Here is a 26032-nt window from a genome sequence, read left to right as displayed (position 1 = left end):
GCCCCGCGGCGTCGCCGGTCGGTCCTCGCGCTGCTGCGCGCCCCGCAGGCCCTGCTCGCGCCGGGCCGTCGTGCCGGCGCCGCCAACGCGGTCCGCGGTCCACCACGCCCGCCGGTCCCCCCGCGCACCCCCGCCGCCGTGCGGCGACGGTGCGCCCGTCCCGCGACGTCGCCGGCCTAGGGTCGCGGCGTCGACCGGTGCCGCAGGGGCCCACGGCCCGCGCACCGCCGACCGACCAGCGCCACCCCAGGAGCCCCCGTGCCCCGCCCGACCACCCGACCGCTCGTCGTCCTCCTGACGGCGGCGCTCTGCGCCCTCGTGGGCGCGGCCCCCGCCGCCGCCCACCAGGCCGACCCCGACTACGACTCGGTCCTCCGCGGCGTGACGCCATCGGTGCCCGGCCTGCAGGTCTCGATCCTCGCCCGCGGCGACGAGATCGCGATCGCCAACGAGACCGGCAAGACCGTCGAGATCCCCGGCTACCGCAAGGAGCCGTACCTGCGGATGCTGCCGGACGGCACCGTCCAGGAGAACCTCCGCAGCCAGGCGACGTTCGCCAACCGCGATCCGAAGGGCACCACGCCGATCCCGGCGTCCGCCGACGCCTCGGGCCCGGACTCGACCCCGCGGTGGCACACGATCGACAGGTCCTCCCGCGTCGAGTTCCACGACCATCGCATCCACTGGATGGGCGAGACCGGCAAGCCGGCGCCCCAGGTGACGGACGCCTCGAAGAAGCAGAAGGTCGTCGACTGGCAGGTGCCGATCGTCGTCGGCGGGACGCCCGCGGACATCGGCGGCACCCTCTACTGGACGCCGCAGGAGGCCGGGTTCCCGCTGCCCGCCGCGATCGGCCTGGTGGCCGTCCTGCTGGTCGGCGGCGGACTCGTCCTGCTCGTCCGCCGGCGCCGCGGGCCCGGGGCCGGGACCGCGGAGGACGTCTGGTGATCCGACGCCTGCTCCTCGGGGTCCTCGCGTGCCTGGCGGTCGCTCTGCTGCTGCCGGCCGCCGCGGGCGCGCACGCGTCGCTGACCGCCACGTCGCCGGAGAGCGGCTCGGTCCTCGACGCGGCCCCGAAGCGGGTCGTCTTCACCTTCTCCGAACGCGTCGAGGGCAGCTTCGGCGCCCTGCGCGTCGTGGACGACCGCGGCCGCCGGGTCGACGACGGCGAGGTCGGACGTCCGTCGGGACGCGACGACCAGCTGTCGGTCGGCGTCCGCCCGGGCACGGGTCGCGGGGCCTACGCGGCCACCTACCGCGTGGTGTCCGCGGACGGGCACCCCGTCACGGGCGGGGCGACGTTCGTCGTCGGGCGCGGCGTCACCGCGGCGCCCCCCGACGTCCGGGAGCTGACCGCGCAGGAGGGGGCGCCCGCCGGCGTCGGGACGGCGCTGTCGGTCGCCCGCGTGATCCGCTACCTCGGCATCGGCGGGGTGACCGGCCTCCTGGTCCTGGTGCTCGTCGTCTGGGCGCCGCTGCGCGCCCGCGGCACGGCACCGGCCGACGCCGACGAGGCGTTCACCCGCGCCGCCGGCCGCGCCCTGCGCGGCGTCGCCGTGGTCGGGCTCGTCGGCTCGCTCGCCGCCCTCGTCCTGCAGGCCGCCGTCGCGGGCGGCACCGGCGTGGGGGAGGCGCTGAAGCCGTCCGTCCTGGGCGACGTCGTCGGCACCCGGACCGGCGGGTGGTTCCTCGTGAGCGCGGTGGCGTTCGCGGTCCTGATCGCGATCGCCGGGCGCGCCCTGCGGTCGGCCGCCGGGGACGCGTCCCCGTCCCGCCGGCCCACCGGGGTCGCGCTCGTCGCCGTGGTGCTCGCCGCGCTGCTCGTCGTGGCCCCGGCCCTCGGCGGCCACGCGGCGGCGTCGTCGCCCGCGTGGGCGCTCGTGCCGATCCAGATCGTCCACGTCGCGGGCATGGGCACCTGGCTCGGCGGCCTCGCCGGGCTGCTGCTCGTCCTCCCGCGGGCCACCCGCACGCGTCCCGCCGGCCGGGAGCGCCACGCGCTGCTGGCGGCGGTGCTGCTGCGCTTCTCGCCCGTGGCGCTGGGCTCCGTCGCCGTCCTGACCCTGGCCGGCACCGGGCTGGCCCTGCTCCACCTGACCTCGCTGTACGACCTGACCGACACGGCCTACGGCCGGGCGATCTTCGTCAAGGTCGCGCTGCTCGTCGCTGCGATCTGGGTCGCCGTGATCCAGCGCGAGTACCTGCTGCCCCGGCTGCGCCGGCTGGCCGACGGCGAGGAGCCGGCGCCGGCACGCGGGGCGACCGACGCTCCGGCCGCGGCCGACGCTTCTGCCGCGACTGACGCGACCGCCGCGACCGACCCCGTCGCCGACGGCATGGTCCGCGCAGCCCCGTCGGCCGCCACCGGCCGCCACGTGCGGCTCGCCCTGCGCGCCGAGGTGCTGCTGCTCGTCGCGGTCCTCGCCGCCACGGGCGCGCTGGCCGGCTACCCGCCGCCGAAGTCCCTCGACGCGGGCCCGGTCACCGTCACCCGGCAGGCCGGCTCCGCCGAGCTCCAGCTGACCGTCGACCCCGCCCGCGTCGGGCAGAACGTCATGCACCTCTACGCCTTCGGGCGCGACGGGCAGGCGCTGCGCGCCGCGACGGACCTGAAGGTGCGCGCGGTGCCGCCCGGGCGCTCCGGCGGCAGCGACGTGCCGGTCGACGTGCCGTTCGTCGTCTCGGGTCCCGGCCACTGGACGGCGGCGGCGGTCCCCCTCGGCACCCGGGGGGAGTGGACGATGCAGGTGACGTTCCGGACCTCCCCGTTCGACCTCGTCGAGGCGAAGCTCCCGGTGCGGGTCCGATGAGCGGCCGCCGGGTCGCACGGGCGGGCGGGGGACCGGCGGCGCGCCCCGGCGCGGCGGCGGCCGACCACCGACCAGCCGCGGTCGACGGCCGCCCGGTCGGAGGCCCGTCGTGAGCTGGGCCACCGTGCTCCTGGGCCTGGCGCCCGCGCTCCTCCTCCTCGCCGTCCTCCTGCTCGGGCGCTATCCCGGCGAGGCTGCGCTGACCCGCCTGCGTCGCGGCCGGCGGCCCCGGCGGCGCGTGCTCCCCCGGACGCACCTGGGCGTCGCCCGCCGCGCCACGGGGGTGCCCCCACGCGGGGGCCGGCTGATCGGCGCCGGCGTCGCGTCACGCCCGCCACCACGGCGCCGGAGCGCCCACTCGACCCGCGTCGCCCGCGCCACGCCCCGGACCTCCCGGCCGCCCGGCCCGCGCGACCATCACCCCTCGCACCACAGGACCCACGATGAACCGCACCACCACCGTCGCCCTCGCGGCGACCACCCTCGCTCTCGCCGCAGCGGCGCCCGCGAGCGCCCACGTCACCATCCAGCCCGACGAGGCGCCGGCCGGCTCGTACGCCGTCGTCGACGTCCGCGTCCCGAACGAGAAGGACGACGCGGGCACCCTGAAGGTCGAGCTGCAGCTGCCGCCCGGCGTCTCCTACGCCGCCTACCAGCCCGTCCCGAACTGGACGACGACCGTCACCAAGCGCAAGCCGTCGAAGCCGTTCTCCGTCGAGGGCACACCGGTGACCTCGGAGGTCGACACGATCACGTGGACCGGCCGCGGCCGCTCCGGCGTCGTCGCGCCGGGCCAGTTCCTGCAGTTCCCCGTCTCGCTGCGGATCCCCGACGGCGCCGAGGGCTCGAAGATCCAGTTCAAGGCGCTGCAGACGTACGAGGGGGGCGAGGTCGTGCGATGGATCGGCGCCGCCGACTCCGAGCTGCCGGCCCCGACCGTGACCCTCGACGAGCCCGAGCCCGAGCACGGTGGGCACCAGGCGGCGACGTCGGGGACGTCCGCCGCCGCGACGACCGCGGCCGCGACCGCCGACGACGCGGACGACGAGAGCGACGACGACGGCGGCGACGCCCTGCCGATCGTCCTCGGCGCCGCCGGCCTGATCGCCGGCCTGGCGGGCCTCGGCCTGGCCGTCGCGGGCCGCCGCCGCACGAGCTGACACGGGGTCGGAACGGACTTCGGTCCGTTCCGGCCGGTGGCCTCAGCCGACGTTTACGTCACCTTCAGTGCCGACGCCCGTCGATGCGCCACAATGACCGAATGTCCGGAGCGAACAAGAAGCAGGCGGCGGCCACGAAGGCGCGCCTCGAGCGGGAGGCGGCCGAGAAGGCGGCCGCCGAGCGCGGCAAGCGGGTGAAGCTCCTCGGAGGTGCCGCCGGCATCGTCGTCGTGATCATCGCGATCGTCCTCGCGGCCGGCGCGTTCAAGGGCAACGACGCCGCCGAGGGCTCCAGCGAGCAGAACGGCGTCCGCGGCATCGCGGAGACGAAGGCGCTGCTCGCCGGCCTGCCGCAGGACGGGACGCTGCTGGGCAAGCCCGACGCCCCGGTGACCATCCACGAGTTCGCCGACCTCAAGTGCCCGGCCTGCCAGGCGTTCGAGATCGACCAGCAGAAGCAGAACGTGGACGAGCTCGTCCGCACCGGCAAGGCCAACCTGCGCCTGCACCTGATCAACATCATCGACCCGAACGTCGGCACGTCCGACGGTGCGAAGGGCCGGATCGCGGCGAACAACCTCGTCGCGCAGAACAAGTACTGGTCCTTCGTCAGCACGAACTACTACAACCAGGGCCTGGAGTCGGACTCCTGGATCACGGACGACAAGCTCAAGGAGCTCGCCGCCGAGGCCCCGGGCGTCGGCGCCGCGGCGATCAACACCCGCGAGACCCCGGCCAGCCGCAAGCTCGCCGCCGACGCGGACAAGCTCGCCAGCGACCTGGGCGCCACGGGCACCCCGGCGTTCTTCGTGCAGCCCCGCGGCACCCGGCAGTACACCGCCGTGCAGTCCTCGGTCGACTCGATCAAGGCGGGCGTCGAGGCCGCCACGAAGAAGGCCCAGCCGGCCCGATGACCGACCGCCGCCTCCGCCTCCTCCAGATCGTCCTGGCCCTGATCGGGCTGGGGGCGGCGATCTACCTCACGTACTCCAAGTACGCGCACGACGGGGTCTGCGGCGTCAGTGCCGGCTGCACGATCGTGCAGAACTCGCCGTGGTCCGAGCTCTACGGGATCCCGGTCTCGGTGCTCGGCCTCGTCGGCTACGTCGGCATCCTGGGCGCGCTGCTCCTGGCCCCGCAGCGCAACGATCTCGTGCGCCTCGCGCTCGTCGTGATGTCGGGCGTCGGGTTCCTCTTCTCGATGTTCCTGATGTACCGCGCGTACATCACGCTCGAGGCGTTCTGCCCCTTCTGCACGACGAGCGCGGTGATGATGACCCTGCTGGCGATCACCAGCGTGACGCGGTTCGTGCGCGGCCCCGACCGGCCGGCGACGGCGGGCGACGGGCTCGACGACGAGGACGAGGACGACGACCTCCTCACGTCCGACGAGCCACAGGGCGCGCGGGCCTGAGATGCCGCCCCCGCAGGAGCGACCCGTCGAGGGCAACCGACGGGGCCAGCTGGCGGGGGTCGCGTTCCTCCTCGTCGCCGTCCTCTTCGCGGTGCTGCTGGGGACGGGCGCGTTCTCGGGCAGCGACCCGGCGAAGGACGCCTCCGTCGTGGACGGGGTCCGCGGCACCGAGGAGACCACCGCCCTCCTCCGGGGCGTCCCGCAGGACGGCATCACGCTGGGCCGGCCCGACGCGCCCGCCACGGTCGTCGAGTTCGTCGACCTGAAGTGCCCGGTCTGCCGGACCTTCACGCTGAAGGACGGCCCGGGCGTCGTGCAGGACCTCGTCCGCTCCGGTCGCGCGAAGGTCGAGCTGCGCGTCCTCGCCCTGGAGTCGTTCCGCCCCGACACCCTCGTCGGCCGCACCGCCGTCCACGCGCTGGCGGCCCAGGACAAGACGTGGAACCTGGCAGAGCTCCTCTACTACAACCAGGGGCCCGAGAGCGAGCAGTGGCTGACGCCCGCCCTGCTGAAGAAGATCGCCGGCGTGTCGCCGGAGCTGCGGGACGCGCCGATCGTCACGCAGCCCACGGCGGCCACGACCCGGATGGGGGCCGAGGCCGAGGCGCTCGCGGACGAGCTCGGGGTCGAGGGGACCCCGACGATCTACGTGCGGCCGAGCGACCGCACCGACAAGGGCGCGTACCGGCGGGTCGACCTGCGGGGCACGGGCTCCGACGCGGGCAAGATCGCGTCGGCGGTCTCCGACCTGGGGCGCTGAGCGGCCCGAATCGCATTCCGACCCTGGAGCTCGGATACGTAGGGTGGTACCCTACGTAGGGTGAAGAAGACGTCGGTCTACCTGGAGGAGGCGCTGGACGAGGCACTCGCCCTGCGCGCCGCCGAGGAGGGCGTCACGAAGGCTGAGTTCATCCGTCGCACGCTGACCGGCGCGGTCGGTCGGCCCTCGCGGCCCAGGCCCTCGATCGGGGTCTTCGCGGGCCCGGTCGACCTGGCCGGCGAGGCCGATCGGCACCTCGAGGAAACGGGCTTCGGCTCGTGAGCCTCGTCATCGACACGTCGATCGTCGTCGCCGCGCTGAACAGCACCGACCGCGACCACGAGCTCGTCCGCGACTGGCTGCTGGCGCAGGACGAAGACCTCTTCACGAGCCCGATGGCCGTCGCCGAGATGGACCATCTCGTCGGCACGCGAGGCGGCATCGGAGCGCAGCGCGCGCTCTGGGGCGACCTCGAGTCCGGCGTCTACACGGTCCGCTGGTGGGCCGACGGCGTCACCGACATGCTCGACGTCGTGCGTGATCGCTCAGACATCGGCCTGACCGACGCATCGCTCGTCGCGCTCGCCGCCCGGCTGCGCACCCGTCGCATCGCCACGCTGGACCACCGTCACTTCCGCACCCTGCAGACGCGCGACGGGCAGCCCTTCGTGCTGCTTCCTGCCGACGCGCCGAACCAGTCCCTCACGACACCCGAAGGACCCCTCGCATGAGCCAGGACCACCCCAACAGCTTCGGCGCCCAGGACACCCTGTCCGTCGGCGGCCGCGACATCGAGATCTTCCGCCTGGACGCGCTCCAGGAGAAGTACGACGTCGCGCGCCTCCCGTACAGCCTCAAGGTGCTGCTCGAGAACCTCCTGCGCACCGAGGGCAACGGCTCGGTGACGAAGGAGCAGATCGAGGCCCTGGCGACGTGGGACGCCAAGGCGGACCCCTCCGACGAGATCGCCTTCACGCCCGCCCGCGTGGTGCTGCAGGACTTCACCGGCGTCCCCGCCGTCGTCGACCTCGCCGCCATGCGCGACGCGATGAGCGAGCTCGGTGGCGACCCGTCCAAGATCGAGCCGCTCGTCCCGGCCGAGCTGGTCATCGACCACTCCGTGCAGGTCGACGCGTTCGGCAACGCCGGCGCGTTCAAGATCAACGCCGAGAAGGAGTTCGAGCGCAACGAGGAGCGCTACCAGTTCCTGCGCTGGGGCCAGAACGCGTTCGAGTCCTTCAAGGTCGTGCCGCCGGACACCGGCATCGTCCACCAGGTCAACCTCGAGTACCTGTCCCGCGCGGTCTTCCTCAAGGACGGCAAGAACGGCGCGCCGGCGCAGGCGTACCCGGACACGCTCGTCGGCACGGACTCGCACACGACGATGGTCAACGGCCTCGGCGTGCTGGGCTGGGGCGTCGGCGGCATCGAGGCCGAGGCCGCCATGCTCGGCCAGCCGATCCCGATGCTGATCCCGAACGTCATCGGCTTCCGCCTCAAGGGCGAGCTGCCCGAGGGCGCTACGGCGACCGACCTGGTCCTGACGGTCACCGAGCTGCTGCGCAAGACCGGCGTGGTCGGCAAGTTCGTCGAGTTCTTCGGCGAGGGCGTCACGCGCCTGCCGCTGGCGGACCGCGCGACCATCGGCAACATGAGCCCGGAGTTCGGCTCGACCGCGGCGATCTTCCCGATCGACGCCGAGACGATCCGCTACCTCGCCTTCACCGGCCGCCCGAAGGACCAGCTCGAGCTCGTCGAGGCGTACGCCAAGGCCCAGGGCCTCTGGCACGACCCCGAGGAGGAGCCGACGTTCTCGCAGGTCGTCGAGCTGGACCTCGGCGACGTCGTGCCGTCGATCGCCGGCCCCAAGCGCCCGCAGGACCGCGTCGCGCTGTCGGCGTCCCGCGACTCCTTCCGCGAGGCGCTGACCAACTACGTCTCCGCCGACGACGACGGTGGCGCGGGCGACGACCGCAAGCCGGGCGTGCCCCCGGCGGACGGCGCCCCGAGCGGCTCCGGCGGCGAGGACACGGGCTCCGGCCTGAGCTTCCCGGCGTCGGACCCGCCGTCGACGTCGATGCCCGCGGGCGACTCGGCCGAGACCGAGGCCGCCCCCGACACCGAGGGCGTGCAGGTCGCCAACCGCGCGTCCTCGAAGGTCGAGGTCACCCTCGACGGCGAGACGTTCGAGCTCGACCACGGCCACGTCGTGATCGCCGCGATCACCTCCTGCACCAACACGTCGAACCCGTCGGTGATGGTCGCCGCCGGTCTCGTCGCCCGCAAGGCCAAGGCGCTGGGCCTGAACCGCAAGCCGTGGGTCAAGACGTCGCTGGCGCCGGGCTCGCTCGTCGTCACCGACTACCTCGAGCGCGCCGGCCTGAACGTCGACCTCGACGCCCTGGGCTTCAACCTCGTCGGCTACGGCTGCACGACCTGCATCGGCAACTCCGGTCCGCTGCAGGACGAGATCTCGAAGGCGATCAACGACAACGACCTCGCGGTCACGTCGGTCCTGTCGGGCAACCGCAACTTCGAGGGGCGCATCAGCCCCGACGTGAAGATGAACTACCTGGCCTCGCCGCCGCTGGTGGTCGCCTACGCGCTGGCCGGCTCGATGGACTTCGACATGGAGTCCGACCCGCTCGGCCAGGGCTCCGACGGCCAGGACGTCTTCCTCAAGGACGTGTGGCCCACGACGCAGGAGATCGCGCAGACGGTCGAGGAGTGCCTGCAGGCGGACATGTTCCGCTCCAGCTACGCCACGGTCTTCGACGGTGACGCCAACTGGCAGGGCCTGAAGGTCCCCGAGGGCGACACGTACGCCTGGGACGACAGCTCGACGTACGTGCAGAAGGCCCCGTACTTCGACGGCATGCCCGCCGAGCCCGAGGACGTCGTCGACATCCAGGGCGCCCGCGTCATGGCCAAGCTCGGCGACTCGGTCACCACCGACCACATCTCGCCCGCCGGCTCGATCAAGCGCGACGCGCCGGCCGGCAAGTACCTGGAGGGCCGCGGCGTCAAGCCGGGCGACTTCAACTCCTACGGCTCGCGCCGTGGCTCCCACGACGTGATGATCCGCGGCACGTTCGCGAACATCCGCCTGCGCAACGAGATGGCGCCGGGCACCGAGGGTGGCTTCACCCGCTACCTGCTCGACGACGGGCAGCTCGAGAAGGACGCCGTCACCTCGATCTACGAGGCGTCCGAGGCCTACATCAAGGCCGGCGTCCCGCTCGTGGTCCTGGGCGGCAAGGAGTACGGCTCCGGCTCCTCCCGCGACTGGGCGGCCAAGGGCACCAACCTGCTCGGGGTCCGCGCCGTGATCACCGAGTCGTTCGAACGGATCCACCGCTCCAACCTCGTCGGCATGGGCGTGCTGCCGCTGCAGTACCCGGACGGCGAGTCGGCCGAGTCGCTCGGCCTGACGGGCGAGGAGACGTTCACGATCACCGGCCTGGCCGACGCGCTGAACAAGGGCGAGCTGCCCAAGACCGTCACGGTCAAGGCGGACGACAAGGAGTTCGAGGCGCGCGTGCGCATCGACACCCCGAAGGAGGCGGACTACTACCGCCACGGCGGCATCCTGCGCTACGTGCTGCGGCACCTGGTCGCCGAGGGCTGAGCCGGCGCCCGCGGGCGCGACGCGCGGGGCCGAGGCCCCGCGCCCGGGACACCGACGCAGGTCCGTGCCGCCAGGCGGCACGAACCGGCGTCGGTCGGTGTTGCCTCGGGTGCGACGCAGCTGGGTGCCGTGAAGCGGCACGTTCCTGCGTCGGTGGGCGTCGCGCGGGACGCGACGCAGCTGCGTGCCGCGGGGCGGCACGTTCACGCGGCGGTGTGCTTTACGCGGCCGCCCGTCGGGCTACTCCGTGACCGCGCGGCCCGCGGCGGCCCAGGCGGCCTGGCGCGGGCGGGGGCGGCCGATGACGACGTCGGTGCCGTCGTCGAGGATCGGGCGCTGCAGCAGGGCGGGGTGCTCGACGAGGATCGCGACGACCTCGTCGACGCCGAGGCCGTCGGCCTGCAGGCCGAGGTCCTTGTACCTCTTGTCGCGCCGGATCAGGGCGTCGACCGGGTCGCCCGTCACGCGTTCGGCCAGCGACCGGACCTCGTCCTCGCTCAGGCGCTCGGCGACCAGCAGGTACTTGCGCACCGCCACCTCGTGGCCGGCCTCCTGCAGCGCGTCCAGGGCGTGCACCGACGTCGGGCAGTTCGGGTTGTGCATCAGGGTCAGGGTGGCCATGGGCGGGATCGTACGACCCGGGGCCGTCCGCGCCGACCCCGGCGGGCTCCCGCCCCTACAGCCCCTTCACGTGCCGCGTGTGGAAGCCCGTGCGGCGGCCGATGGCCGGGCGCCAGCGGACGCCCTTCGCGCCGCTCGGATCGGCGACGGCGCTCGTGTCCAGGCGCAGGCCGGCGACCTCCATGTAGACGTGGCCCCGGTTGGCGTGGATCGAGATCCACCGGCCGGGGCCCGTGAGCTCCCACCGGGCGTAGGTGCCGCTCACCATCGAGCCCGTCTGGAGCCCCGCGCGGATCAGCGCGTAGCCGACCGCGCCCGAGCAGTCGTAGCCCGTGTCGAACAGCCTGGAGTGTCCGCCGCCCCACTTGTACGGCTTGCCGACGATGAGGTTCGCGGCGGCGATGACCCGCTTGATCCGCTGGGGCGCGGAGCGCGGGATCGCGGCCCGGCCGTCCGTGCGGATCCGCGCGACGCGGCCCCGGACCGTCCTGCGCGAGCTCGGGACGGGGACGAGGACCGACGGGTCGACGGGTGGGGCGGCCGCGACGGGGCCTTCTCCCTCGGGGTCCCCGCCCGCCGAGGGGCCGGTGCCGGTCGGTCCGGGGGCGTCCGTCGGGGCGCCCACGTCGTCGGGCACCTCGGCGGCGCCGGCGCCGCCGGTCGGGTCGTCGGTGTCGATGGTCGCGACCGTGGCCGCGGTCGCGCCGCCGCCCCACCCGCCGGACGGCCCACGTGGCGCGGCGTCGGCGGAGGACGGCACGAGGACGAGGGTGGCGAGCAGGGCGGGGAGGACCGCGAGGCGTCGAGTCACATCCCGTCCATCGGCACGGAGGCCGCCCCGCCGGACCCCGTCTGGACGATCGACGGGTGTCGCCCGGGGGCGCGGGCGTGCTCGCGACCCCGGGTCCGCGTCGCCGCGGAGCGGACGGTGTGGGAGGGTCCAGGGTGCCGGCACCGTCGTGCCGGCCCACCGTCCCGTGCCCCGCCGCCGTTCCGCTCCCGATTCCGCCCTGGACGAGCTCGTCGGCCTGACGCTCGAGCTCGCGGCGATCCCCGCGCCCACCGGGGACGAGCAGGAGCGCGGCGACGCCGTGGCGCGGCTGTTCTCCACGGCCGGGCTCGCCGTGGAGCGCGATGCCGTCGGCAACGTCGTCGGCCGGCTGCCCGGGGACGACCGCGAGGCGCCGTCGGTCGTCGTCTCGGCGCACCTCGACACCGTCTTCGGCCCCGAGGTCGTCCTGCGCCCCCGGCGGGAGGGGGACCGGCTGCTCGCCCCCGGGATCGGCGACAACACGGTGGCGGTCGCGGCGATCGTCGTCCTCGCCCGCGAGCTGGCGGCGGGGACGCTCGCCCCCGGCGGCGTGGTCCTCGCGGCGACCGTGGGCGAGGAGGGCCTCGGCGACCTGCGCGGCGCCAAGCACCTGCTGCGCACCGTCCCCGCGCGGGCGTACGTCTCGCTGGAGGGGCACCTCCTGGACGAGCTGGTCGTCGGCGGCATCGGCTCCGTGCGCCTGCGGGCGTCCTACTCGGGGCCGGGCGGGCACTCCTGGGGCGACCGCGACGCGCCCAGCGCGGTGCACGCGATGCTCCAGGCCGGCGCCGCGGCCCTGCGCGCCGTCCCCGCCGGCCGCCATGCGAACTTCGGCGTCGCCTCCGGCGGCACCACGGTCAACGCGATCGCCAACACCGCCGAGCTGCTGATCGACCTGCGGGACGAGGACGAGGCGCGGCTGGACGCGACGACGCGGATCGTCGTGGAGGCGCTCGGCGTGGCGCCGCGGGGGATCACCGCGCAGATCGACCGGATCGGCCACCGGCCGGCGGGCCGCATGTCGTCCGAGGACGGCCTGGTCCGGGCGGCGCGCGCGGCACGTGCGGACGTCGGGCTGCGGCCGGGTCGCGAGGACGTCGGGTCGACGGAGTGCAACGCGGCGTTCCCGGTGGGCGTCCCGACGGTCTGCGTGGGCCTCACCCGCGGGGCCGACATGCACCGCGAGAGCGAGTGGATCGCGATCGGGCCGCTCGCGGACGGCATGGCGGTCGTCCGGGCGCTGCTGCGGCGCCTCACGGCCTAGGGGCGCGGGACGGGGCGGCGCACCACGAGCGGTCCGCGGCCCGCGCGGCCTGCGCGCCTGCCGTCCGGGGACCCCCGACGCGCGCCGTCGTCCGGGAGGCCGGTGGCGCGGTCCACACGCCGGGTGCCGGGACGCGCTCGAGGGCGTGCCGACATCCCGCGCCGGACGAGCCGCCCGCCGCGCGGCGATAGGACGGGGACATGACCGACGACCTGACCCGCGGCGACGACGACGAGGCCCGCTGCGCCTGGGCCGACGGCCCCGAGCTCCTGCGACGCCACCACGACGAGGAGTGGGGGCGCCCGCTGCACGGCGAGCGGCCGCTGTTCGAGCTGCTGACGCTCGTGACCTTCGGCAGCGGCCTGTCGTGGCTGACGGTCCTGCGCAAGCGCGAGGCCTTCCGGGCGGCCTTCGGCGGGTTCGATCCCGACGTCGTCGCGGCGTACGGGCCGGCCGACCTGACCCGGCTGCTCGCCGACGCGGGCATCGTCCGCAACCGCCGCAAGATCGAGGCGGCGACGCGCAACGCCCGGGCGACCGTCGGCCTGCGGGCGGACGGCGGGCTCGACGCCCTGGTCTGGTCCTACGCCGACGCCGCGCGGGACGAGCGCCCCAGCCCCGGCTGGCGTCCGGCGTCACGGGCGGAGGTGCCGTCGACGACCGCCGCCTCCCGCGCGCTCGGCGGCGAGCTGCGCACCCGCGGCTTCACGCTCGTCGGGCCGACGGTCGCCTATGCGCTGCTGCAGACCGCGGGCGTCGTCGACGACCACCTCGCCGGCTGCGCGGCGGCACGGACGCGCGGGGAGCACGTCCTCGGTGCGACCACCCCGGTCTGATCGGGGCGGGCAGGTTCACCATCGAGGACCGTCCCTGGCCGCATCAGCCGCCACACTCCCGTGCATGCCAGAGACACCACCGTCCCTCGCGGGTCGCCCCGCCCGCACGCCGGACCGCGGGGTGACCCGATGAGGGGTCCCGTCGAGCTGACCACCCAGCGGGCCAAGACGCTCGCCCTGCTGCTGCTCGCGTCGACGCAGTTCATCGTCGTCGTCGACGCCTCGATCGTGAACGTCGCGCTGCCCAGCATCGGCACCGACCTGAAGTTCGCCCAGGACGACCTCTCGTGGGTCATCAACTCCTACACGCTGGTCTTCGGCGGTTGCCTGCTGCTCGGGGGACGGCTCGCCGACCTGCTGGGCCGGCGTCGCCTGTTCATGACGGGCCTGATCCTCTTCTCGGTGGCCTCGCTGGCCGGCGGGCTGGCCGCGACCGACCTGCAGCTGATCGTCGCCCGCGCGTTCCAGGGCCTCGGCGCGGCGCTCGTGTCGCCCGCCGCGCTGTCGATCGTCACCACGACCTTCGCCGAGGGCGCCGAGCGCAACAAGGCCCTCGGGGTCTGGGGCGCGGTCGCCGGCGCCGGCGGCGCCGCGGGCGTCCTGCTCGGCGGCGTGCTGACGGAGTACCTGGGCTGGGAGTGGGTGCTGTGGGTCAACGTGCCGATCGGCCTGGCCGCCGCCGCGCTCGCCCCGCGCCTGCTGCCCGAGAGTCGCGACGACCACGAGCACCGCTCGTTCGACGTGCCGGGGGCCTTCGCGGTCACCGCCGGCCTGGCCGTCCTGGTCTACGCCGTGGTCGACGCCGAGAGCGCCGGCTGGGGCTCGACGCAGACCGTCGGCCTGCTCGTCGTCGCGCTCGCGCTGATCGCCGGGTTCCTGCTGATCGAGTCGCGCGCCCGCAAGCCCCTGCTGCCGCTCTCGACCTTCCGGCTGAAGACCCTGCGCGGCGCGAACGTCGTCGGCCTGCTCATCGGCATGTCGCTGTTCTCGATGTTCTACTTCGTGTCGCTCTACCTGCAGCAGGTGCTCGGGTACGACGCGCTGAAGGCCGGCTTCGCGTACCTGCCCCTGTCGATCGTGATCATCCTGTCGGCCGGTGCGGCGTCGGTGCTCGTCACGCGGGTCGGCTTCAAGCCCGTCCTGATCTTCGGCCTGTCCTGCGTGGCGCTCGGCCTGCTCTGGTTCTCGCGCGTCTCGGTCGGCGGCTCGTTCGCCGCCGACGTCCTCGGGCCGTCCATCGTCGCCGCCGTCGGCCTGGGCTTCTCGTTCGTGCCGGTCACGATCGCCGCGGTGACGAAGACCCGTCCCGACCAGGCCGGACTCGCGTCGGGCCTCATCAACACCTCCCAGCAGGTCGGCGGCGCCCTGGGCGTCGCGATCCTCGCGTCGATCGCGGCCTCGGTCTCCGGGGTCAACCCGCAGGGCCGCCCGACCCCGGACCAGCTGGTCAAGCTGACGGACGGCTTCTCCGCGGCGTTCCTGACCGGCGCGGGCTTCGCCCTCGTCGGCGCGATCGCCGCGGTGCTCCTGATCTCGGGCGACGACTCCCGGGAGATGGCCGAGGCGGCGAAGGCGGGGGAGGCCCCCGCCGTCGCGGTCTGATCCGGACGGGCCGGCGGCGCGAGCAGCCGTCGGCCCGTCCGGACGGGGCGCCCCGCCCCGTCCCGTCAGGTGCTCGCGCGGAGCGCCGCGAGGTCGGCGGCCACCGTCGCCGCGAGGTCCTCGCCGTCGTCCGCCAGCCAGCGCCGGGCCGAGACCGCGAGGAGCGCGACCCGGGCCGACGCGACGACCGCCGCGGTCCGGGGCGGCACCGCACGGGCCTCGAGCGCCTCCCGCAGCGCGGCGGTCCAGGAGGCGAGCTTCGTCAGCTCGCGCTCGCGCAGCTCCGGGTGGCGGGCGACGATCGGTTCCCGGCGGCGCAGCTCGGCACGCCGGGGCTCCAGGGCCCGCACGACGGCGCCGACCCCGGCGTCCGCGAGCTCCGCCGGCCCGGCGCCCCGGGGTGCCTCGGCGACCGCGTCGACCAGCGCCGCCCGGAGCGCGTCCTCGCCCCCGAACAGCACCTCCCGCTTGTCCGCGAAGTACCGGAAGAACGTCCGCTCCGTCAGACCGGCGCGCTCGGCCACGGCCGCGACCGTCGTCTCGGAGAACCCGTGCTCGGCGTAGAGCTCGACCGCCGCCTCCTGCAGGCGGCGGCGGCTGTCGGGCTGCCAGCGGCTCACGCCCGCATCGTACCGCCACGTCAGTCGCTGTCATCAATCGGGTGCGGGGTGCTACGGTCATGACAGTCACTGACATCGACGCCGCCGCGGGCCCGGGGAAGCCTCGGACCGGCGCGCGGCCGCAGGGAGCACCCATGACGCGCACGCAGCAGGACACGACCGCCACGGACCGGGACGCGGACGGGATCGCGGGGAAGGTCGTCGCCGTCACCGGCGCCGGGAGCGGGATCGGCGAGGCCACGGCGACGCTGCTGGCCCGGCGGGGCGCGCGGGTCGTCCTGGGCGGCCGGCGCACGGACCGTCTCGAGGCCGTGGCCGGGCGGATCGCGAAGGCGGGCGGCGACGCGGCCGTCGTGGGCGTCGACGTGCGCCGGCGCGCCGACCTCGAGGCGCTGGTGGCCCTGGCCGTCGACCGGTTCGGACGCCTCGACGTGCTGGTCAGCAACGCCGGAGTGGGCCCCATCTCGCCGATGTCGGACCTCCGGGTCGACGACTGGGACGCGATGATCGACGTCAACCTCCGCGGGGTCCTCCACGGCATCGCCGCGGCGCTCCCGGGGTTCCGGGCCCAGCGGTCGGGCCAGTTCGTCAACGTCGTCTCGACCGCGGGGCTGCGGATCGTGCCGGACCAGGCCGTCTACGCGGCCACGAAGAACGCGGTGCGGACCGTCTCGGAGGGGCTCCGGCAGGAGGCGGGACCCGACCTGCGGGTCGCGGTCGTGTCCCCCGGCATGGTGCGCACGGAGTTCGCGGACGGGATGACGGACCCGGTCGTCCGGGCGCAGATCCAGGAGCGGATGACGGAGACGGGGATCGGGCCCGACGCGATCGCACGGGCCGTCGCGTTCGCGATCGAGCAGCCGCCGGAGGTCGACGTGGGGGATCTCGTCGTCCGCCCGACCGCCCAGGCGTGAGCGGGCGGACGGCGACACCTGTGTCCGTCGCGTGAAACCGGGCGCGCCGGGCCCGCTCCCGGCGCCGGCGCGCCTACCCTCGGGCCATGGGCGACCGCACGACGTCCCGGCCGGAGACCACCTGGGGCGCGATCCGCGCCGTCATCCAGGCCGGGACCGGCGTGGCCTTCTGGCTCGAGGACATGCGGTCGATCGCGCTGTTCCTCTTCGCGGTGGCGCTGGCCACCGCCGTCCACGAGACCGTCGCGTGGTGGCGTGCGCGGTCGCGGTCGTCCCGGCCGGGGGCCGCAGCGGCCGACCGGCCAACGGGGTCCGGCCCCGTGGCGTCGGTCCGGCGCGGTGGGCCCGACCGCACCACATCGGCCCATCACGGTGGGCCTGCCCGTGCCACGTCCGCCCGCCGGGGCGGTGGGCCGCTTCGCGCTGCCGCGGTCCGCGGCGGCGGGACCGTCCGCGGCGCGGGACGGCCCGGAGGGCGGGCGTGGGGCCGGCGGCGTGCCGCCGGGTAGCCTCGGGGCATGCCGCTGATCGACCGCCTCCCCGGCCGTGGGCCCACGCCGCCGCCGTCCCGCCTCGACGGGCGGACGACGGTCGTCTGCGGTGGCGCGGGTGAGGTCGGCGAGGGGATCGTGGCCGCGCTCCTCCACGCCGGGGCCCGCGTGGCCGTGCCGTCGCGCCGGTCCGAGCGCCTGAGCGCACTGGAGCAGCGGCTGCGCAAGGCCGGTGCGCCGGTCGAGCGGCTCGTGCCCGTGATCGGCGACCTCTCGGCGGGGGACGGGCCGGCGCGACGGCTCGCCGCCGACGTGCAGCGACTGGCCGGTCCGCCCGACCTCGTCGTCGCGGCGCTGGGCGGCTGGGACGCCGGCCCGCCGCTGGCCGAGCTGCCGATCGAGGAGTGGGAGCGCACCGTCCACGACGGCCTGCGCAGCCACCAGCTCGCGATCCACGCCTTCGTCCCGATGCTCCGCGACCGGCCCGGAGCGGGCTACGTGATGATCAACGGCGCCGCGGCGCGCTATCCGGTGCCGGGGTCCGGGGTGGTCTCGACCGTCGCCGCCGGCGAGCTGATGGCCGCGCAGGTGCTCGCCGCGGAGGAGTCCGGCTTCGGCGTGCAGGTCGAGGCCTACGTGCTCGGCCCCGTCGGCACCCGCTCCCGCGAGGAGGCGGCGCCGTGGATGGCGCGGGCCGAGCAGGTCGGCGAGGTCGTCGCCGAGCGCGCCGGCCGTCGCCTCGCCGCGGGCGGTCCCGCCGGTCCCGCCACCGTCGTCGAGATCCTGACCTCCAGCGACCTCGGCCGCGCACGCGACCTGCCCGCCGGCGGGGTCCGCGGCGCCACCGCGGGCCGGGCGGGCTGGGTGCTGTGGGGTCTGCAGACCGGCGGCATCAACCGCCAGGTCCGCCGCGGCACCCCGCCGCGCGGATAGCGGCCCCGCGGCCTACCGCCCCGCGGCCGTCCCCACGAACGCGTCCGCGATGCGCGTGCCGGCCACCTCGGCGGCCTCGACGGCGGCGGGGGCGAGCGGGACGTCGCGCATCTGGGGGCGGATGAGGTCCGCCATCGTCGCGTCGAGCTCGGCGTGGAACTGCAGGCCCCACGCCCGGGTGCCCCAGCGGAACGCCTGCTCGGGACAGCCCGCGCTCGTGGCGAGCCCGACCGAGCCCGGCGGCCGGACGATCTCGTCCCCGTGCCAGTGCAGGGCCGGGATCCGCGGCCCCACGGGCCCGAGCAGCGGATCGTCCAGGCCCTCCGCGGTCAGCTCGACCTCGCCGATGCCGACCTCGGGCTGCGGCGCGCGTCGGACCGCGCCGCCGAGGGCGACCGCGAGCAGCTGGGCGCCGAAGCAGACACCGAGCACCGGCAGTCCGGCGTGGGCGGCAGAGGCGAGCAGGGCGCGCTCGGCCCGCAGGTACGGGACGTCGTCGCCGGCCGACTCCGACGGGCCGCCGAGGACGACGAGGCCCGTCAGGTCCGCGACCGCGGGCAGGTCGTCGCCGAGGTAGGGGCGCAGGTGCACCGCCGGGGTCCCGCTCCGGCGCACCGCGCCGCCGATGCCCCCGGAGCCGTCGTACGGCACGTGATGCACGATCGCCCACATGCCGCCCACGGTAGTCCCGGGGCGGACGTCCGGGGCGCGGCCCGTGAAGTCGCATGAAGCGACTGCGCTATCGTCTAGTAAGTCGCATCAAGCAACTGGCGAGGTGGACATGAGCAAGGTCACGAAGTCCCGGCTCCTCGGGCGCGAGGTCGTGGTGGTCGAGGCGGCCCGGACGGCGATCGGCCGCGGGCACGCCACGAAGGGCGCCTTCCGCGACGTCCACCCCAACGTCCTCCTCGGCACCGTCTACCGGGCGGTGGTCGAGCGGGCGGGCATCGATCCCTCCGTCGTCGACGACGTCCTCGCGGGCGCGGTGGACCAGGTCGGGGAGCAGTCCAACAACATCGCCCGGAACGCCTGGCTGCAGGCCGGTCTGCCGGTCACGACCCCGGCGATCACCGTCGACCGCGCCTGCGGCTCCGCCCAGAGCGCCGTGGCGCTCGCGGCCGCGCTGATCGCCTCGGGCCAGCACGACGTGGTGATCGGCGCCGGCGTCGAGCACATGGGCCGCATCCCGATGGGCGCCAACGCCGCGCACCCGGAGGAGTTCGGCGTGCCCTACCCGCCCGAGCTCCTCGAACGCTACGCCCTGGTGCCCCAGGGCATCGCGGCCGAGCGGATCGCCGAGCGCTGGGGGATCTCGCGGAGGGAGCAGGACGAGCTCGGGCTGCGCTCGCACCGCCTCGCGGTGCAGGCGGTCGCAGAGGGACGCTTCGACCGGGAGATCGTCGGGGTGGAGACCCCCGACGGTCTGGTCACGACCGACCAGGGGCCCCGGGCGGACACGAGCATCGAGAAGCTCGCCGCGCTGAAGCCGGCGTTCCTGCCGGAGGGGACCGTGACGGCCGGCAACGCGTCGCAGATCTCCGACGGCGCGGCCGCGGTCCTCCTGATGAGCCGCGAGAAGGCGGACGAGCTCGGTCTGCGGCCGAGGGCCCGGATCGCCGACGCGCTGACCGTCGGAGTCGACCCCGTCCTCATGCTGACCGGGCCGATCCCGGCGACGCAGGAGCTGCTGCGCCGCAACGGCCTCGGCGTCGGGGACGTCGACCGCTACGAGATCAACGAGGCGTTCGCGTCCGTCGTCGGCGCGTGGCAGCGCGAGCTCCACCCCGACCTCGACCGCGTGAACGTCGGCGGGGGCGCGATGGCGCTCGGCCACCCGCTGGGCAGCTCGGGCGCCCGGCTGATCACGACGATCCTGCACGAGCTGGAGCGCAGCGACACGGAGCTCGGCCTCGTGACGATGTGCACCGCGGGCGGGACCGGCACGGGGACCCTGCTGCAGCGGCTGTAGACCGGACGGCCCGGTGCCACGGAGCCCGGTGGCGTCCGGCCGCCGGGCCCGCCGCGATACGGTCAGGGCATGAGCATCCCCGACGTCCTGCGCGACCTCCTCTCGGCCCCGGGGCCGTCCGGCCGGGAGGACATCGCCGCCGGCGTCTGGCGCGGCCACGCCGAGAAGTTCGCGACGCTGGAGCGGGACACCTTCGGCTCGACCGTCGCCCGCGTGCCCGGCACGTCGACGGCCGAGGGCACGTCGTCGGGCACCGCCGAGGGCGGCGTCCCGTCGCTCGCCGTCGTCGGGCACATCGACGAGATCGGCCTGATCGTCACGCACGTCGACGAGAAGGGCTTCCTGCGGATCGCCGCCGTCGGCGGCCAGGACCCGCAGCAGCTCGTCGGTCAGCGCGTGCAGCTGATCACGAAGAACGGGCTGATCCCGGGCGTCATCGGCAAGAAGCCGATCCACCTGATCGAGTCCGACGAGCGCTCGCGGGCCGCGAAGCTCAAGGAGCTGACGATCGACATCGGCGCCACGGACAAGGCCGACGCGCTCGAGGCCGTGCGGATCGGCGACGTGGCCGTCGTCGACGCCGCGCCGATCGAGCTGCGCGGCGGCCGCGTCGCGTCGCGCTCGATGGACAACCGCATCGGCTCGTTCGTCGCCTACGAGGTCGCCCGCCTCGTGGCCGAGGCCGGCGGCGCGCCGGGCGAGGTCCAGGCCTGGGCCGTCGCCCGCGAGGAGACCGGCCTGCACGGCGCGGCCACCACCGCCCACCGCGTCCGGCCCGACATCGCGGTCGTCGTCGACGTGACCTTCGCCAGCGACCAGCCCGGCGTCGACGTCAACGAGATCGGCGAGCACCCGCTCGGCTCCGGTCCCGTCGTCGAGCTCGGCACGCCGCTGCACCCCTGGGTCGGCGACCGGCTGATCGAGACCGCCGAGGCCGAGGGCATCCCGTACACGATCAGCGCCACGGGCCGCGGGACCGGGACGGACGCCGACGCGATCAACATCGCCGCGGACGGCATCGCCACGGGCGTCATCGGCGTGCCGCTGCGCTACATGCACTCGGTGGTCGAGACGGCGCAGACCGAGGACATCCTGAACGCCGCGAAGCTCATCGCGGCCTTCGCGCAGAGCCTGACGTCCGACGTCGACCTGCTGCGGTGAGCGCGCCCGACCCCGCGTCCGCCGCGGCGGGGGACGACGCTCCCGCGACCGCCCGGCCGCCCGCCCCCGAGCCGGTCCCGGCCGGCGCGGCGGTGCCGTGGCTGCTGCTCTGGGACATCGACGGCACGCTGCTGCTGCGCGCGTCGGCCTCGCACGCCCGCGCGGTCTGGGACGCGCTCTGCGAGGTCCACGGCCTGGAGGACCGCGAGCTCCTGCGAAACCAGCAGATGGCCGGCATGACCGACGGCCAGATCGCCCGCGAGATCCTCACCGCCGCTGGTGTCGACGGCGCGACGGTCGACCACCACGCCGAGACCGTGCTCGAGCGGGTCTGCAGCTCCTACGTCCCGGGCGATCTCGAGACGCACGTCAGCCCGGGCCTCGAGGACGCGCTGCGCGAGCTCTCGGACCGCGGCGACGTGGTGCACTCGCTCGTGACGGGCAACTACGAGCGGATCGCGCGGCGCAAGCTGCAGGCCGCCGGCATCGGCGGCTGGTTCGACCCGCGCGTGGGTGGGGGCTTCGGCTCCGACCACGAGGACCGGCTGCTGCTGCCCGCGACCGCCCGGCGCCGGGCCGGGGAGGCGCTCCTGCCCGACGACCGCCCGTGGCCGGCCGACCGCGCCGTCGTCATCGGCGACACCCCGCGCGACGTCGCCTGCGCCCGCCACGACGGCGTCCACGTCGTCGCGGTGGCCACCGGCTCGCACGACCCCGCCGAGCTGCAGGACGCCGACGTCGTCGTCCACTCCGCGGCGGAGATCCCCGCCGCCGTCGCCGGTCTCATCACCCGCTCCCCCGAGGTCCCCGCATGAGCACGCCCCCCGCCGTCGACGCCACCCGCCTGCGGGACGCCCTCGAGCGCCTCGTCGCCGTCCCCTCCGTCGCGTTCCCGGGGTTCCCCGAGGCCCCGGTCCGCGAGGCCGCCGACGTCACCGTCGCCGTGCTCGAGGAGGCCGGCGTCACCGGCATCGAGCGGGTCGACGTGCCCGGCGCGCCTCCCGCGATCTACGCCCATCTGCGCGCTGCCGATCCGGACGCCCCGACGGTCCTGCTCTACGCCCACTACGACGTGCAGCCCGGCGGGCCCGAGGAGTCGTGGACGACCCCCGCCTTCGAGCCGACGGAGCGCGACGGTCGCCTGTACGGCCGCGGCACCGCCGACGACAAGTGCGGCGTCGCGCTGCACGCCGCCGCACTGGCGGCGTTCCGGGGCGAGGACGGCGCGCTCGCCCCGCCCGTCCACGTCAAGGTGCTGATCGAGGGCGAGGAGGAGACGGGCAACGGCACGCTGTCCAAGCTCGTCGCCGCCGACCCCGACCGCTTCCGGGCCGACGCGTTCGTCATCGCCGACGGCTCCAACGTCGCCACGGGCACGCCGACCCTGACCACGTCGCTGCGGGGCATGGCCGTCGTCGACGTCACGATCGACACGCTCGAGGCGCCCGTCCACTCCGGGGTCGCCGGCGGTCCGGGCCCCGACGCGCTGCTCGCCCTGTCGCGCCTGATCGCCTCGCTGCACCACGACGACGGCTCCGTCGCGGTCGAGGGGCTCGACGTGCTGCCGTGGGACGGCGCCGCGATCGACCCGGAGGAGTGGCGCGCCGAGGTCGGCGTCCTCGAGGGCGTCGACCTGCTGGGCACCGGGCCGATCGCCGACCAGCTCTTCGTGCGGCCGTCGGTCACGGCCATCGGCATCGACGCGCCGACGGTCGACACCGCCGCCAACGCGCTGATCCCGCGGGCCAAGGCGCGCCTGAGCGTGCGGCTCGCGCCGACGCAGGACCCCGCCGCGGCCGCGCAGGCCGTGATCGCGCACGTCTTCGCGCACGTCCCCTGGGGCGCGCAGGTGACCGTCGCCGAGGGCCCGGGCGCCCCGGGCGCGATCCTCGCGGGCGAGGGCCGGGTCGCCGAGGCCGCCGCCCGAGCGCTGGAGTCCGGCTACGGCGCACCGGCCGTCCGCATCGGCTCCGGCGGGGCCATCCCGCTCTGCGCCGACCTGTCGACGATCTACCCCGACGCGGCGTTCGTCCTGTGGGGTCCGGGCGACGAGCGCTCGCGGATCCACGCCGGCGACGAGTCCGTCGACCTGGCCGACCTGGAGCGCGCCGCGGTGGCCGAGGTCGCGTTCCTGGTGGACGTGGGGGCTGCGGGACGCTGAGACCGGTGGAGGCTCAGTCGCCGCCTCCGCCACCTCCGCCGTCCCCACCGCCACCGCCGCCCCCGTCGCCGCCACCCCCGCCGCCGTCGGAGAAGCCCGAGTCGAACGACGAGTCGAAGGCGGAGTCGAACGACGAATCGAAGGCGGAGTCGAACGAGCTGTCGAACGACGAGTCGAACGCGCCGTCGAAGTCGCCGTCGAACGACCCGTCGACGGCCCCGTCGAAGGCCTGGTCCGTCGAGCCGTCGGAGCGGTCGTCCTGGTCCGACGGGTCGTGCGGGTCCCCCGAGCCCGGGTCCACCACGATCGGGAAGTACGACGCTTCGGACGAGCCGGCGGCCCGGTGGCGCTCCCGGCGCTGCTCGTCCTTCTCGAGCAGCGCGTCGCCGCCCGCGGTCCGGACGACGACGCGGCGCTTGAACAGCCCCAGGATCCGCCGCTCCTCCTCGTGGACGAGCCCCATCCCGATGAGGTCGACGAACGCGGCGGCGAGGACCTCGCGGCGCGCGTCGTTGCGGGCCAGGTGCTTGGCCACGGTGGTCAGGTCCCGGGCCGGGCGTCCGTCGTGGACGATGGACGGAGCGCCCTCGACGAGGCGGTGCGCCACCTGCAGGGCCCGTGACGGAGGCGACGACGACGGTCCCGTCAGCAGCAGGAGCTTGGGGCCCTTCCGCTTGCCGAGCCCCTTGCGAGGCTGGGGCTCGACGCGGTAGACGTCGCGGGCGATCAGCTCCTTGATCGCCGTCTTCAGCAGCGACCGGGCGTCGACCTTCGACAGCTGCTGCAGGGCGAGGATCAGGGTGGGGGACGTGCCGGACACGCGGCGATCGTCGCACCTGACGTGTGCGGTGTCACGCCGACCCGGGCGTCACCCGCGCCGACGGCCGCGGCACCTCCGACAGGTGGCGCCCCGTGTCGCGTGCTCGCCGGTTCGCGGCCCCGTCGGGCCCCGCCTCGCCCGGACCCCGCCCTCGCCGCGGCCCCCGCCGCCCTACGCGGCGGCGGTCCAGAAGGAGTCGCTGCCGACGCGGTGCTCCGTGGCGCCGGCGGCGACCAGGCGGGCGCGGGCCTCCTCGCGGTCGGCCTCGAGGTTCAGCACGCCCGCGACCTCCTGGGTCGACAGCGGCTCGCCGTCGGCCCACGCGAGGACCTCGCCGGCGTCCTCCGCCCAAGGGCGGAGCTCCAGGTCGGGTGCGACGTTGGCCACCAGGGTCTCGATGGTCAGGGCCGTGTGGTACCCCGGGGCCTCGAGGACGTGGTCGCCGACGCCGACCGTGTAGCTCGGGCACGTGTAGCGCCGACCGGGACCGGCGTCCTCGCCCTCGCGCGGCTTCCAGTCCTCGCCGGAGCCCGCGAGCTTGGAGTCCAGCGCCAGCGCGGCGGCGCCCGGGTGACGCGCGTCGTGCAGGTCGGTGAGGAACGCCTGCTCGACGGCGTCCTCGGCGATCCAGCCGCGGACCTCGGCGGGGTCCAGGCCGACCTGGCCCAGGGCGGTGTCGATCGTCTCGTCGGCGCTCAGCTCGCGGCCCTCGGCGAGGGTCAGGACGTGCAGACGGCGCAGCAGCGAGACCGACGCGTCGACGCCGCGCTTCTCGCGCACCGCGACGATCGCCCGGCACGCCGGCCAGGTCGCGCCCACGGGGCGGGCGTCACCCTCGAAGAGCGGCTGGCCGTCGCGGTCGAAGTGGCGCAGCGCGGCGGCGGCGCGCTCTGGGGTGAAGCCCATCTTCTCGTACGACGCGCCGCTCTCCGACAGGCCCGCCATGCGCAGCGACCAGTTCAGCTGGCTGCCGTAGCGCCACCGCAGGCGCCAGCGGATGGGCTCGGCGCTGTAGGCGAACGGGCAGGCCGGATCGGTGAAGGTCGTGACGTCGACGGTGGGCACGGGCCGACGCTAGCGCGCGGCGACCGGAACCCCGTGGGGCAGGGGTCCTGCGCCGGAGGCCGGGCGGACGGGGTCAGGTGTCCTGCGTCCCCGTGCTCGTCCGGCCGGACCCGCCCGGACCGTCGTCCGGGGCGGGAGGTCGGGTGAGGACCACGACGTCGACCGTCACCTCGAGCACGACCCTGCCGTCGTCGGCCGTGAGGGTCGACGCGACCCACACGACCGCCCGGCCGCGCTCGGGGCGCAGCTCGATCCGGTCGACGCGCGCCACGCCGGTGAGCGTGTCGCCGGGTCTCACCGGGCTGCGGAACCGCACGTCGAGCCCCCGGCCCCCGATCCCCGCCGTCCGTGCCCACAGCACCGGGGCCGCGAGCCGCTGGTAGACGGCGAGGGTGTGCAGGCCGCTGGCGATGATGCCCCCGTGGGGGCCGGCCGCCGCGGCCACGGGGTCCACGTGGATGGGCAGCGGGTCCCACCGCCGGGCGTAGGCGACGATGTCGGCCTCGGTCATGGTGAAGCTCCCGAGCGGGAGTTCCCGCCCCGGGACCAGGTCCTCGGCGTACGAGACGGGCTCCCGGGGCTCGCTGCTCATCCCCCCAGCATGCCCGGGCGGCGCCGCGGGGGCGGGTCGGTGGCCGCGCCGGGTCCCGTGCGCGTCGGGACGTCGCCCGCGCCCGCGAGGCCGGGGTCGACGTGACGCTGCACGAGGCGGAGGGCCAGCTCCACGTCTTCCCGCTCCTGCCGACGACGGAGGGCCGCGCCGGGCGTCAGGTCCTGGCCGAGGAGGTCCGGGCGGCCGTCACAGGCGACTGAGGGACGGGCGGCGCCCGGGCGCGGTCGACCCTCCTCCACGGCCCCGGCACCCGGCCTCGGACGGGCCCGTCGACCGCCCCGGCGCCCGGCCCTCGGACAGCCCCGGCGCCCGGCTCTCGGACCGCCCCGGCGCCCGGCTCTCGGACAGCCCCGGCGCCCGGCTCTCGGACCGCCCCGGC

Annotated in this window: 26 protein-coding genes and 1 pseudogene; 19 read left to right on the top strand and 8 right to left on the bottom strand. The window is 75.5% G+C overall.

The annotated features are described in order from the left end of the window. The 10 genes and pseudogenes from Q7T67_RS00785 to Q7T67_RS00740 all read left to right on the top strand — a co-directional run. A pseudogene (locus Q7T67_RS00785) lies at window positions 1–180 on the top strand (hypothetical protein); the annotation flags it as partial. A 78-nt stretch (window positions 181–258) separates the two neighbouring features. After that, a complete protein-coding gene (locus tag Q7T67_RS00780) occupies window positions 259–948 on the top strand; it encodes a hypothetical protein (protein WP_304785418.1) in 690 nt (229 codons plus the stop codon). After that, window positions 945–2810, top strand: coding sequence for a copper resistance CopC/CopD family protein (locus Q7T67_RS00775; RefSeq protein ID WP_304785417.1), 1866 nt, complete (start codon window positions 945–947; stop codon window positions 2808–2810). The genes Q7T67_RS00780 and Q7T67_RS00775 overlap by 4 nt, the downstream gene beginning before the upstream one ends. Before the next feature lie 443 nt (window positions 2811–3253). Further along, window positions 3254–3970, top strand: coding sequence for a YcnI family protein (locus tag Q7T67_RS00770; RefSeq protein ID WP_304785416.1), 717 nt, complete (start codon window positions 3254–3256; stop codon window positions 3968–3970). Window positions 3971–4071: 101 nt separating this feature from the next. Next, the gene (locus Q7T67_RS00765) at window positions 4072–4884 is read left to right on the top strand and encodes a thioredoxin domain-containing protein (RefSeq protein WP_304785415.1); all 813 of its coding nucleotides are present in this window, start codon (window positions 4072–4074) and stop codon (window positions 4882–4884) included. Continuing rightward, a complete protein-coding gene (locus Q7T67_RS00760) occupies window positions 4881–5384 on the top strand; it encodes a vitamin K epoxide reductase family protein (RefSeq protein ID WP_304785414.1) in 504 nt (167 codons plus the stop codon). Before Q7T67_RS00765 ends, Q7T67_RS00760 begins: the two co-directional genes overlap by 4 nt. Before the next feature lies 1 nt (window position 5385). Then, on the top strand, window positions 5386–6144 hold the full coding sequence (locus Q7T67_RS00755) for a thioredoxin domain-containing protein (RefSeq protein WP_304785413.1): 759 nt from the start codon (window positions 5386–5388) through the stop codon (window positions 6142–6144). 60 nt (window positions 6145–6204) lie between these two features. Then, window positions 6205–6426 (top strand): CopG family transcriptional regulator, encoded by a 222-nt coding sequence (locus Q7T67_RS00750; RefSeq protein ID WP_304785412.1) that lies wholly within the window; start codon window positions 6205–6207, stop codon window positions 6424–6426. Next, entirely contained in the window at window positions 6423–6875 is a 453-nt protein-coding gene (locus Q7T67_RS00745) for a type II toxin-antitoxin system VapC family toxin (RefSeq protein WP_304785411.1), read from the top strand. Before Q7T67_RS00750 ends, Q7T67_RS00745 begins: the two co-directional genes overlap by 4 nt. Continuing rightward, complete coding sequence (locus tag Q7T67_RS00740) at window positions 6872–9772, top strand: aconitate hydratase (protein WP_304785410.1); 2901 nt, start codon at window positions 6872–6874, stop codon at window positions 9770–9772. Before Q7T67_RS00745 ends, Q7T67_RS00740 begins: the two co-directional genes overlap by 4 nt. Window positions 9773–10012: 240 nt before the next feature. Here Q7T67_RS00740 and Q7T67_RS00735 read toward each other — a convergent pair whose 3' ends face one another. Beyond that, the gene (locus Q7T67_RS00735) at window positions 10013–10393 is read right to left on the bottom strand and encodes an arsenate reductase family protein (protein WP_304785409.1); all 381 of its coding nucleotides are present in this window, start codon (window positions 10391–10393) and stop codon (window positions 10013–10015) included. Between the two features lie 55 nt (window positions 10394–10448). Further along, window positions 10449–11204 carry a hypothetical protein gene (locus tag Q7T67_RS00730; protein WP_304785408.1) on the bottom strand — a complete coding sequence of 252 codons (756 nt, stop codon included), beginning with the start codon at window positions 11202–11204 and terminating at the stop codon, window positions 10449–10451. Window positions 11205–11370: 166 nt separating this feature from the next. On the opposite strand from Q7T67_RS00730, the gene Q7T67_RS00725 reads away from it, so the two are divergent. The 3 genes from Q7T67_RS00725 (at window position 11371) to Q7T67_RS00715 (ending at window position 14906) form a co-directional block, all read left to right on the top strand. Next, window positions 11371–12468 carry a M20/M25/M40 family metallo-hydrolase gene (locus tag Q7T67_RS00725; protein ID WP_304785407.1) on the top strand — a complete coding sequence of 366 codons (1098 nt, stop codon included), beginning with the start codon at window positions 11371–11373 and terminating at the stop codon, window positions 12466–12468. A 200-nt stretch (window positions 12469–12668) separates the two neighbouring features. After that, complete coding sequence (locus Q7T67_RS00720; RefSeq protein WP_304785406.1) at window positions 12669–13304, top strand: DNA-3-methyladenine glycosylase I; 636 nt, start codon at window positions 12669–12671, stop codon at window positions 13302–13304. A gap of 129 nt (window positions 13305–13433) precedes the next feature. After that, complete coding sequence (locus tag Q7T67_RS00715; RefSeq protein WP_304785405.1) at window positions 13434–14906, top strand: DHA2 family efflux MFS transporter permease subunit; 1473 nt, start codon at window positions 13434–13436, stop codon at window positions 14904–14906. 65 nt (window positions 14907–14971) lie between these two features. On the opposite strand, the gene Q7T67_RS00710 is transcribed toward Q7T67_RS00715, so the two are convergent. Continuing rightward, the gene (locus tag Q7T67_RS00710; RefSeq protein WP_304785404.1) at window positions 14972–15526 is read right to left on the bottom strand and encodes a TetR family transcriptional regulator; all 555 of its coding nucleotides are present in this window, start codon (window positions 15524–15526) and stop codon (window positions 14972–14974) included. A 134-nt stretch (window positions 15527–15660) separates the two neighbouring features. Between Q7T67_RS00710 and Q7T67_RS00705 the strand changes: the two genes are divergently transcribed. Next, window positions 15661–16440, top strand: coding sequence for an SDR family oxidoreductase (locus tag Q7T67_RS00705; RefSeq protein WP_304785403.1), 780 nt, complete (start codon window positions 15661–15663; stop codon window positions 16438–16440). A gap of 73 nt (window positions 16441–16513) precedes the next feature. Here the strand turns inward: Q7T67_RS00705 and Q7T67_RS00700 are convergent, their stop codons facing one another. Beyond that, window positions 16514–16666 (bottom strand): hypothetical protein, encoded by a 153-nt coding sequence (locus Q7T67_RS00700; RefSeq protein WP_304785402.1) that lies wholly within the window; start codon window positions 16664–16666, stop codon window positions 16514–16516. A 292-nt stretch (window positions 16667–16958) separates the two neighbouring features. On the opposite strand from Q7T67_RS00700, the gene Q7T67_RS00695 reads away from it, so the two are divergent. Further along, the gene (locus Q7T67_RS00695) at window positions 16959–17864 is read left to right on the top strand and encodes an SDR family oxidoreductase (protein WP_304785401.1); all 906 of its coding nucleotides are present in this window, start codon (window positions 16959–16961) and stop codon (window positions 17862–17864) included. A gap of 12 nt (window positions 17865–17876) precedes the next feature. On the opposite strand, the gene Q7T67_RS00690 is transcribed toward Q7T67_RS00695, so the two are convergent. Further along, entirely contained in the window at window positions 17877–18536 is a 660-nt protein-coding gene (locus tag Q7T67_RS00690) for a type 1 glutamine amidotransferase (protein ID WP_304785400.1), read from the bottom strand. Between the two features lie 109 nt (window positions 18537–18645). Here Q7T67_RS00690 and Q7T67_RS00685 point away from each other — a divergent pair, with 109 nt between their 5' ends. The 4 genes from Q7T67_RS00685 (at window position 18646) to Q7T67_RS00670 (ending at window position 23155) form a co-directional block, all read left to right on the top strand. Next, a complete protein-coding gene (locus tag Q7T67_RS00685; RefSeq protein WP_304785399.1) occupies window positions 18646–19833 on the top strand; it encodes a thiolase family protein in 1188 nt (395 codons plus the stop codon). A 69-nt stretch (window positions 19834–19902) separates the two neighbouring features. Further along, window positions 19903–20994, top strand: coding sequence for a M42 family peptidase (locus Q7T67_RS00680; protein WP_304785398.1), 1092 nt, complete (start codon window positions 19903–19905; stop codon window positions 20992–20994). Beyond that, window positions 20991–21809, top strand: coding sequence for an HAD family hydrolase (locus Q7T67_RS00675; RefSeq protein ID WP_304785397.1), 819 nt, complete (start codon window positions 20991–20993; stop codon window positions 21807–21809). Before Q7T67_RS00680 ends, Q7T67_RS00675 begins: the two co-directional genes overlap by 4 nt. Continuing rightward, the gene (locus tag Q7T67_RS00670; RefSeq protein ID WP_304785396.1) at window positions 21806–23155 is read left to right on the top strand and encodes a M20/M25/M40 family metallo-hydrolase; all 1350 of its coding nucleotides are present in this window, start codon (window positions 21806–21808) and stop codon (window positions 23153–23155) included. The genes Q7T67_RS00675 and Q7T67_RS00670 overlap by 4 nt, the downstream gene beginning before the upstream one ends. 13 nt (window positions 23156–23168) lie before the next feature. Here Q7T67_RS00670 and Q7T67_RS00665 read toward each other — a convergent pair whose 3' ends face one another. The 3 genes from Q7T67_RS00665 to Q7T67_RS00655 form a co-directional block, all read right to left on the bottom strand. Further along, complete coding sequence (locus Q7T67_RS00665) at window positions 23169–23975, bottom strand: hypothetical protein (protein WP_304785395.1); 807 nt, start codon at window positions 23973–23975, stop codon at window positions 23169–23171. Window positions 23976–24146: 171 nt separating this feature from the next. Next, the gene (locus tag Q7T67_RS00660) at window positions 24147–25040 is read right to left on the bottom strand and encodes a DsbA family protein (RefSeq protein ID WP_304785394.1); all 894 of its coding nucleotides are present in this window, start codon (window positions 25038–25040) and stop codon (window positions 24147–24149) included. A 73-nt stretch (window positions 25041–25113) separates the two neighbouring features. Next, on the bottom strand, window positions 25114–25632 hold the full coding sequence (locus Q7T67_RS00655; RefSeq protein WP_304785393.1) for a MaoC/PaaZ C-terminal domain-containing protein: 519 nt from the start codon (window positions 25630–25632) through the stop codon (window positions 25114–25116). Window positions 25633–26032 lie beyond the last annotated feature (400 nt).

Source organism: Patulibacter sp., from assembly GCF_030655195.1.
Classification (GTDB): domain Bacteria; phylum Actinomycetota; class Thermoleophilia; order Solirubrobacterales; family Solirubrobacteraceae; genus Patulibacter.
This window is presented reverse-complemented; position numbering and strand designations above follow the sequence as displayed.

Bases quoted from the DNA above. Each gene is read 5' to 3' on its own strand.
- Q7T67_RS00740 (WP_304785410.1), top strand. From the start codon at position 6,872: ATGAGCCAGGACCACCCCAACAGCTTCGGCGCCCAGGACACCCTGTCC.
- Q7T67_RS00770 (WP_304785416.1), top strand. From the start codon at position 3,254: ATGAACCGCACCACCACCGTCGCCCTCGCGGCGACCACCCTCGCTCTC.
- Q7T67_RS00655 (WP_304785393.1), bottom strand. From the start codon at position 25,632: ATGAGCAGCGAGCCCCGGGAGCCCGTCTCGTACGCCGAGGACCTGGTC.
- Q7T67_RS00755 (WP_304785413.1), top strand. From the start codon at position 5,386: ATGCCGCCCCCGCAGGAGCGACCCGTCGAGGGCAACCGACGGGGCCAG.
- Q7T67_RS00735 (WP_304785409.1), bottom strand. From the start codon at position 10,393: ATGGCCACCCTGACCCTGATGCACAACCCGAACTGCCCGACGTCGGTG.
- Q7T67_RS00760 (WP_304785414.1), top strand. From the start codon at position 4,881: ATGACCGACCGCCGCCTCCGCCTCCTCCAGATCGTCCTGGCCCTGATC.
- Q7T67_RS00765 (WP_304785415.1), top strand. From the start codon at position 4,072: ATGTCCGGAGCGAACAAGAAGCAGGCGGCGGCCACGAAGGCGCGCCTC.
- Q7T67_RS00720 (WP_304785406.1), top strand. From the start codon at position 12,669: ATGACCGACGACCTGACCCGCGGCGACGACGACGAGGCCCGCTGCGCC.
- Q7T67_RS00690 (WP_304785400.1), bottom strand. From the start codon at position 18,536: ATGTGGGCGATCGTGCATCACGTGCCGTACGACGGCTCCGGGGGCATC.
- Q7T67_RS00705 (WP_304785403.1), top strand. From the start codon at position 15,661: ATGACGCGCACGCAGCAGGACACGACCGCCACGGACCGGGACGCGGAC.
- Q7T67_RS00715 (WP_304785405.1), top strand. From the start codon at position 13,434: ATGAGGGGTCCCGTCGAGCTGACCACCCAGCGGGCCAAGACGCTCGCC.
- Q7T67_RS00680 (WP_304785398.1), top strand. From the start codon at position 19,903: ATGAGCATCCCCGACGTCCTGCGCGACCTCCTCTCGGCCCCGGGGCCG.
- Q7T67_RS00695 (WP_304785401.1), top strand. From the start codon at position 16,959: ATGCCGCTGATCGACCGCCTCCCCGGCCGTGGGCCCACGCCGCCGCCG.
- Q7T67_RS00685 (WP_304785399.1), top strand. From the start codon at position 18,646: ATGAGCAAGGTCACGAAGTCCCGGCTCCTCGGGCGCGAGGTCGTGGTG.
- Q7T67_RS00670 (WP_304785396.1), top strand. From the start codon at position 21,806: ATGAGCACGCCCCCCGCCGTCGACGCCACCCGCCTGCGGGACGCCCTC.